The following is a 6,814-nucleotide window of genomic DNA, read 5'->3' as shown; positions in this document are numbered from 1 at the left end:
GCGAGCGTGAAGCCCATGCGGCGGAGGGTGCGCACGGCGAGATCGCGTATCTGGGTGAGCGGATGAAGTGTGCCGACACCTGCGCCAGGGCGGCCGGGGAGGCTGAGGTCGATGCCTGCGACGGCGGCGGCATCTTTGGCGTTTTGCAGGGCTTCCTTTCGGCTGGCGAGCTCGCCGGTGATGGCATCACGGACTTCGTTGAGCTTGGCACCGACTTCTTTTTTCAGATCGACCGGCACATCACGCATCCCGGCGCTGAGGGCGGTGAGTTTGCCTTTTTTGCCCAGGTAGTCGATGCGGAAGGTCTCCAGCGCGGCTTCATCCGTCAGGGTGGTGAGGGAGGCGAGGGCTTCGGATTTGAGGGAGTCGAGTTCGGTGAGCATGGCAGGAAAAAGGAGAACCGCCCAAGTGGCACGGGGGCGGCGATGATGGACGGCTGGGGCGCGGGTGCAACCCGCAGGTCACGAGAGAGTCATCTTTCCGGTTGACGGATGGGGTCGGGCTCGTAGTATCGCGGCCCTTTTTCAACCCCACCCCTGTTCCCAGTTATGCCCGAAGTTCAAATCCGCAAAGGTGAGCCAATCGACCGCGCTCTCAAGCGTCTGAAGACCAAGCTCGAGATGGAAGGCATCTTCGAGGAAGTGCGCCGTCTCCGCGCTCACGAAACGCCAAAAGAGCGCACCAAGCGCAAGGCCCGTGCCGCCGCCAAACGTGGCAAGATCCGCTTCCGCTTCACGATGCCAAAGGCTCCGACCGAAGGAGCCCCTGAAGCTGCGGCGTAAGCGTCCGGCTGAAGTCCCCAACCTGCTTTTCTGAAAGGCTGCCTGAATCTCCAGGCAGCCTTTTTGTGTGGTGAAATGGCGCGGATCAGTGCCACTCAACCTCGTTTGACAGCATGGTGTCGTCATCGAAGAGGAATTTCCCAGTGAAGTGCTTCTTTTCGATGAGCAGCTCGGCGAGCCAGAAGCGGTCGTCAGCCCACATTTCGTCAAAGGGCAGCGCGGCGAGCGAGGTCCAGAGCGGAATGGCCTCAGGGGTTTCGATGGCTTCACCTTCCCAGCGTGTGGCGCGGAAGACATCGACATGGAGGGCGAGCCCATCGACGAACTGGAACCAAAGCTCGCCGTTCTTCACGGGCTCAAAGGCGGTGACGCCGAGTTCCTCCTGAGTCTCGCGGACGGCGCATTCCAGACTGGTTTCGCCGGGATCGATCTTGCCGCCGGGGCCGTTGATTTTACCAGCACCGAGGCCGCGTTTTTTGCGGATGAGGAGCACGGATTGAGCCTGCTCATCGACGATGAACATCAGCGTGGCACGGATGCCGGGCTGCCAGTTTTGCCAGTCGGGAGAGGTCATGAGCGGGCAGTAGGAGAGGCGATGCGGAGGTGAGTCAAGGCATACGACCGCAAGTCATCGAATGAACTCTCTGTTGCCAGCGGTGCGACTTCTCGCGTAACTGCACATCCACCATGCCCCTCGACCGTCAATTACTCCTACTCGCCACGGCTGCGTTCCTCGCAGCGGTCGTGCCCGCGGTGCGTGCGCTGGTGAGCAGCCACTGGCGTCCGAACCGGCAGTGGATTCCGATGCTGATCGGCTTCGTGCTACAAACCGGGGCCGTCTATCTGCGAGGCGAGGCCGTGGGGCAATGTCCGATGAAAAGCCTTTCGGATGTGCTGGTGTTCATCTCCTGGAGCGTCGTGCTGCTCTACTTCCTCGTTGGGCCGGCGTATCGGGTGTCTTTGCTCGGCGTTTTCACTGCGCCGGTCGTCACGGCCATGCATGTGCTGGCCTTCGTGCTGCCGAATGCCTTCCCCGACTATGCGCAGAAAGCGAAGATCGACCCCTACGTCGAACTTCATGCGGCGCTGGCCTTGATCGCTTATGCGGCGTTTGCCCTGGGCTGTATCACGGGGGTCATGTATTTACTGCAGGAGCGGCTACTGAAGCGGCACCGCATCAGCGGCTTGTTTTATCAGCTTCCACCGATCCAGGATCTGGCAAAGGCCATCCAAAGACTCATCCTGCTCGGGCTCATCCTGCTGAGCTTCAGCCTTGCGATTTCCTTCAAACTTACCACGCCGATCTCGAACCCGAAGCTGATCTTCGCCTGGGCGGTGTGGGGACTCTATGCCGTGATCGGCTTCGTCATGTGGCGGCATGTGCTGTCGCCACGGCAGACCGCCTGGCTGGCGGCGGTAGGGTTTGTTATTCCTTTTATCTCTCTCTGGCTCGTGACGACCCATGGCTGATCCAGTCCCCGCCCCCTCCCAACTGGTCTGCCTCGGCCTGAACTACCGCACGACGCCCGTCGAGGTGCGTGAGCGCGTGGCTTTCCCTGAAGTTCAAGTGCCTGAGGCGGTGCAGCAGGTGCGTGGGCTGCCCGGCTTCGAGGAAGGTGTGGTCATCAGCACCTGCAACCGAGTCGAGCTTTACGCCACTCATGCGCTCGATCAGCACCAGAACGCGCATGAAAGGCTCATCACCTACCTCGTCGAACGATTTGAACTCGCACCCGAGCAGGCCGAGGCGCTCGTGACCTACAAGCTCGACTCCGCCGAAGCCGCGCGGCATCTTTTCCGCGTCGTCAGCGGGCTGGACAGCATGGTGCTCGGCGAGACAGAGATCTTTGGTCAGGTCAAGGCAGCCTACCAGACCGCGCTCGCTGCCGGCACCACCAGCCGCACGCTGAACAAACTTTTCCAGCAGGCCTTCACCGTCGGTAAAAAGGTGCGCAACGAGACCAGCATCCAGCGCGGCTCCACCAGTGTCGGCAGCGTAGCGGTGGATCTCGCGGAAAAGGTCCACGACCTCAACAAATGCCGCGTCATGCTCGTCGGTGCCGGAGAGATGAGCCGCACCTGCGCTCAAAGCCTGCTCTCGCGCGGTGCGCACAGCATCATCGTCTCCAATCGCAGTCACGACCGCGCTGTGGAGATGGCGGCGGAGATGAAGGGCAAAGCCATCCGCTTCGATGAATGGGAGTCCGCGCTGCACGAGGTGGATGTGATCATCTCCAGCACCAGCGCGCCGCATTTCATCATCAAACCCGAGCTGATCCGCGAGGTGATGCGCAAGCGCCGCTGGGAGCCGCTGCTCATCATCGACATCGCCGTGCCGCGCGATGTGGACCCGCAGGTGAACGACATCGAAGGCGTCTATCTCTACGACATCGACGCCCTCCAGGCCATCGCCGACGAAGGCCGACGCGAGCGCGAAAAGCAGCTCGCCGCCTGCGAGCAGATCATCGAGGAGCAGCTCGCGAAGTTTGGGTTCACGGGCCGGTGAGGGAACGTACACCTCTGGCACTGCTCCTGCTCTGTCTGAAGGCAGCCAGCCATGACACCCGCGCCGCCTGATACGAGCATTCCCACGCTCGGCCCCTGCATTTACACTTCGCCGCTCGCGCGCGTTGGCGCGATCTCGGCACCCTTTAAAGAAGACGCCATCGACCGCATCCTCTACCACAGCCACCTGCTGGAGGATGGGCGGGATGTCTCCACGCCGAGCTATGAGGAGGCGGGGCCGCGAGAAAAGATCTTCTTTGAACCGGCGCGCACCACGGTGGGCATCGTCACCTGCGGCGGGCTCTGCCCTGGGCTGAATGACATCATCCGCGGTCTCGTGAACCGCTGCCATCTGCAATACGGCGTCTCGCGCACCTACGGCTTTCGTTACGGTTACGAAGGTCTCGTGCAGCGCTACGGGCACACGCCGCTTCTGCTGCGTCCGTCATCCGTGGAGCAGGCGCACCACTTCGGCGGCACCATGCTCGGCAGCTCGCGCGGGCAGCAGGACATCGGCGAGATGGTGGACACGCTGGAGGACATGAAGGTGGACATCCTCTTCGTCATCGGGGGTGACGGCACCCTGCGTGGCGCGGCGGAGATCGTGAAGGAAATCGAGCGCCGGGGGCTGAAGAAGTCCGTCGTCGGCATCCCGAAGACCATCGACAACGACATCCGCTATCTGGACAAGAGCTTCGGCTTCGAGAGCGCCTTTGATGCGGCGGTGCAGGCGGTGAAGTGCGCCTATGTCGAGGCCACGGGAGCGGTGAACGGCGTGGGATTGGTGAAGCTCATGGGGCGCGACTCCGGCTTCATCTCCTGTTACGCCGCGCTGGCGGGCAGTAACGTCGATTTCGTCCTCATCCCGGAGGTCGCCTTTGAGCTCGATGGCGAGGGAGGCCTGCTGGAGTCACTGCGGCACCGGTTGAAGAAACGCGGCAGCGCCGTCATCGTCGTGGCTGAAGGGGCCGGACAGCATCTCATGCAGGCAAACGACGCTACCGACGCCAGCGGCAACAAACGCTATGGCGACATCGGCCAGTTCATGAAGGAGCGCATCACCAGCTTTTTCAAAGAGCGGCGCATGGAGGTGAACCTCAAGTACATCGACCCCAGTTATATCGTACGCAGCGTTCCCGCAAATGCGCAGGACAACGTTTATTGTTCGCGCCTGGCGCAGTCCGCCGTCCACGCGGCGATGGCGGGGAAAACGGGGATGCTCGTGGGCCGCTGGCATGGCTCCTTTGTGCATCTTCCGCTGGAACTCGTCATCCACGGGCGTCGCAAGGTAGATCCCACGCAGGAGCTATGGCATTCCGTTCTCGAATGCACCGGCCAGCCAGCGGGCATGGTTTGAAAAGGGGCCAAGGAACCCGGCAAGCACCTGAGAACCTCCGAGCCGCCAAGCAAACGGCACAGATGCCTGTTGCTTCGAAGGCAGTCCCACTTCGACAGTTGATTCGTGCCTTCGATCACGTCGGTAGCATGGGGCGGTGTTGGCCACTTGCCGCGATCGTGGAAGTGATCTACCCGCAGTCCCAATGGAAATTGGTGGGTACCATCCAACCCACGAGCCACTACCCCGATGTGTGATTCACGGACAGCTCAGGAACGCAGCATGAGGAGAAGTCATTGAGTGCTACCGCACGGACACTATCGCCAGGGGGATGCGGTGACCATCCATTACGATCCGATGGACCCCGCGCAGGCCTTCATCTGAAATGCCTGGATCCTGTGGTTTTCTCCGGGATTGCTTCTGAGCGCGGGGCTGATTTGGATGACCTTTGTTGGAGTCCTGCTACACCTTTTCCAACGCTTCGATACCCGCTTTGCCGAGGACAAAGTCCACCTCCTCCAGCAAGCGCAGCGCCCAGCATTCGAAGGTCAAGAAAAGAGACTGCGATGAAGAGCTTCGACACAACTAGCTTTCAAAACTAACTTCCATGAATCCATCCGCTCAAGCACTCACTGATTACATGAGGGAGCTTTCCGAGGAGGCTTACTCCGCAGCTTGGATGACAGGCTTGGAGTTCGCGCTCTGGACAGCACTCACGGAAGGCCCGCGGCTTTATGGTCATCTGGACATTACCGCAGATCACATTGCCAAGCTACGGATGTTGTCCGATACCTGCGGTGGTGGATTATCTTTGATGACAAGACGCACGAGACATTCGTCATCCTTGAAGAGTGGTGGAAGGTCTACTCTGCCAGATGACGGCGGAAGAAATCGACGGTGAGGCCGAGGGTTTGGTGGGCGAGTTCAGCGTCGTAACGGAGCCCTTCGTCGCGTAGGAAGGCGTGGGCAGCGTTGAACTCGTGCCAGGTGAAGCTCACTTCGGCTGCGGTCAGCGTCTGGTAGATCATTGCGCGGCCCTCGGCGGGCACATGGGGGTCTTGTCGGCCAAAGACGAGCATCAACTCCCCCTTGATGTCGGCCGCACGGGCCAGGGAATCGTCGTTCATGCCAGCACCGAGGCCGCGTTTGTGCAGGTCAGTCGGGTAAAAGCAGGCCGCCGCAGCGACTTCAGGTTGCAGCGCGGCGCGGTAAGTGAGATGACCGCCGATACAGGGGCCAAAGGAGCCGAGGCGGCAAGTGCAGGCCTCGTGACTTTGCAGGAATGCCAGGACGGCGCGGTTGTCCGCGTCATAAGCGGCCACGGGCTTTTCCGTCTTCAGACGATTGCCAATGTCCGAGCCCGCCTGATCATAGGCCAGCACTGTCCCAGCAGGCAGGTATTCGTGGTAGATTTCCGGCAGCACGACGATGAAGCCATGCCCTGCCAGACTCGCGGCGGTGCGACAAATGGGCCCCGTATTCTGAAAGATCTCCGAGTGAAATAGCAGGCCGGGATATCGACCCGTTCCCGCAGGCCGCAGCACCAGCGCTCGCATAGGACCGGTAGGCGTGTCGAGTTCGACGATTTCAGGTTCGCGCAGAGTCATGAGCAGCAGAGTTCAGCAGGAGAGCCTCAAGATGACGAGTGCATGTGCCCGATACAAGTACTCGATTCTGGATCATCGTCCGTCATTGTCAGAGCAAACGCGTGAATTGAGCAACTGAATAGGATGTGTTATCGGTCAACTAAGCCATACCAAGCTACCAGACAATCGGCGCAAGTTAGCGCTCAGGCTCTCCTAAACTGGAGGAGTTCGCGCCAAGCAGACTCCTTGATCCTCAAAGCCTATATAGCCCTGCAATTTATTTGCCGCTTTTTGGCCCACAACGGCCGCCAGACAGCTGTAGGGACAAGTTGTACACGGCGTAGACGCAGTTTGATCCAGCCTCAATAGCCATTACTCAAAAGGCACATTCTTGTATCGCAAGAATTCATGGGTGTGATATTTGTCCTTATTCTCTATCTGTAAAGTCGGTATTTAGCATTTGAAAGAAAAAACCCCCCTCCTTGCGGAGAGGGGTTTGAAATCTGGCAGTGTCCTACTTTCGCATAACCTTTCGTCATACTATCATCGGCGCAACAGCGTTTCACTTCCGTGTTCGGAATGGGAACGGGTGGTGCCACTGTGCC

7 protein-coding genes, 1 rRNA gene and 1 pseudogene are annotated in these 6,814 nt (G+C 60.0%); 5 read left to right on the top strand and 4 right to left on the bottom strand.

Annotated features, from left to right (window positions below; genetic code table 11):
• Positions 1-383 (bottom strand): annotated as a pseudogene (locus tag AC6FTP_RS24505) (phenylalanine--tRNA ligase subunit alpha); the annotation flags it as partial.
• A gap of 165 nt (positions 384-548) precedes the next feature.
• Between AC6FTP_RS24505 and rpsU the strand changes: the two are divergent.
• Entirely contained in the window at positions 549-782 is a 234-nt protein-coding gene (gene rpsU, locus AC6FTP_RS24500; protein WP_497209534.1) for a 30S ribosomal protein S21, read from the top strand.
• An 85-nt stretch (positions 783-867) separates the two neighbouring features.
• Here rpsU and AC6FTP_RS24495 read toward each other — a convergent pair whose 3' ends face one another.
• Positions 868-1,356 (bottom strand): 8-oxo-dGTP diphosphatase, encoded by a 489-nt coding sequence (locus AC6FTP_RS24495; RefSeq protein ID WP_497209533.1) that lies wholly within the window; start codon positions 1,354-1,356, stop codon positions 868-870.
• Between the two features lie 113 nt (positions 1,357-1,469).
• On the opposite strand from AC6FTP_RS24495, the gene ccsA reads away from it, so the two are divergent.
• The 4 genes from ccsA to AC6FTP_RS24475 all read left to right on the top strand — a co-directional run bounded on the left by ccsA (position 1,470) and on the right by AC6FTP_RS24475 (position 5,007).
• A complete protein-coding gene (ccsA, locus tag AC6FTP_RS24490; RefSeq protein WP_497209532.1) occupies positions 1,470-2,252 on the top strand; it encodes a cytochrome c biogenesis protein CcsA in 783 nt (260 codons plus the stop codon).
• On the top strand, positions 2,245-3,288 hold the full coding sequence (gene hemA / locus AC6FTP_RS24485) for a glutamyl-tRNA reductase (protein WP_497209531.1): 1,044 nt from the start codon (positions 2,245-2,247) through the stop codon (positions 3,286-3,288). The genes ccsA and hemA overlap by 8 nt, the downstream gene beginning before the upstream one ends.
• A 51-nt stretch (positions 3,289-3,339) precedes the next feature.
• Positions 3,340-4,644 carry an ATP-dependent 6-phosphofructokinase gene (locus tag AC6FTP_RS24480; protein WP_497209530.1) on the top strand — a complete coding sequence of 435 codons (1,305 nt, stop codon included), beginning with the start codon at positions 3,340-3,342 and terminating at the stop codon, positions 4,642-4,644.
• Between the two features lie 279 nt (positions 4,645-4,923).
• Positions 4,924-5,007, top strand: a complete 84-nt coding sequence (locus AC6FTP_RS24475) for a DUF3592 domain-containing protein (RefSeq protein WP_497209535.1) — start codon at positions 4,924-4,926, stop codon at positions 5,005-5,007.
• Positions 5,008-5,486: 479 nt separating this feature from the next.
• Here the strand turns inward: AC6FTP_RS24475 and AC6FTP_RS24470 are convergent, their stop codons facing one another.
• Both AC6FTP_RS24470 and rrf read right to left on the bottom strand, forming a co-directional pair.
• Positions 5,487-6,230, bottom strand: a complete 744-nt coding sequence (locus AC6FTP_RS24470) for a dienelactone hydrolase family protein (protein WP_497209529.1) — start codon at positions 6,228-6,230, stop codon at positions 5,487-5,489.
• A gap of 480 nt (positions 6,231-6,710) precedes the next feature.
• Positions 6,711-6,814: ribosomal RNA gene (rrf, locus tag AC6FTP_RS24465) — 5S ribosomal RNA — on the bottom strand; the annotation flags it as partial.

The organism is Prosthecobacter sp., from assembly GCF_044378005.1.
GTDB lineage: Bacteria > Verrucomicrobiota > Verrucomicrobiia > Verrucomicrobiales > Verrucomicrobiaceae > Prosthecobacter.
Note: the sequence above shows the minus strand (reverse complement) of the source record. Positions and strands in the feature narration are given on the sequence as shown.

Excerpts from the sequence above, each read along its gene's own strand:
- rpsU (WP_497209534.1), top strand. The coding sequence starts at position 549 with ATGCCCGAAGTTCAAATCCGCAAAGGTGAGCCAATCGACCGCGCTCTC.
- hemA (WP_497209531.1), top strand. The coding sequence starts at position 2,245 with ATGGCTGATCCAGTCCCCGCCCCCTCCCAACTGGTCTGCCTCGGCCTG.
- AC6FTP_RS24470 (WP_497209529.1), bottom strand. The coding sequence starts at position 6,230 with ATGACTCTGCGCGAACCTGAAATCGTCGAACTCGACACGCCTACCGGT.
- AC6FTP_RS24480 (WP_497209530.1), top strand. The coding sequence starts at position 3,340 with ATGACACCCGCGCCGCCTGATACGAGCATTCCCACGCTCGGCCCCTGC.
- AC6FTP_RS24495 (WP_497209533.1), bottom strand. The coding sequence starts at position 1,356 with ATGACCTCTCCCGACTGGCAAAACTGGCAGCCCGGCATCCGTGCCACG.
- ccsA (WP_497209532.1), top strand. The coding sequence starts at position 1,470 with ATGCCCCTCGACCGTCAATTACTCCTACTCGCCACGGCTGCGTTCCTC.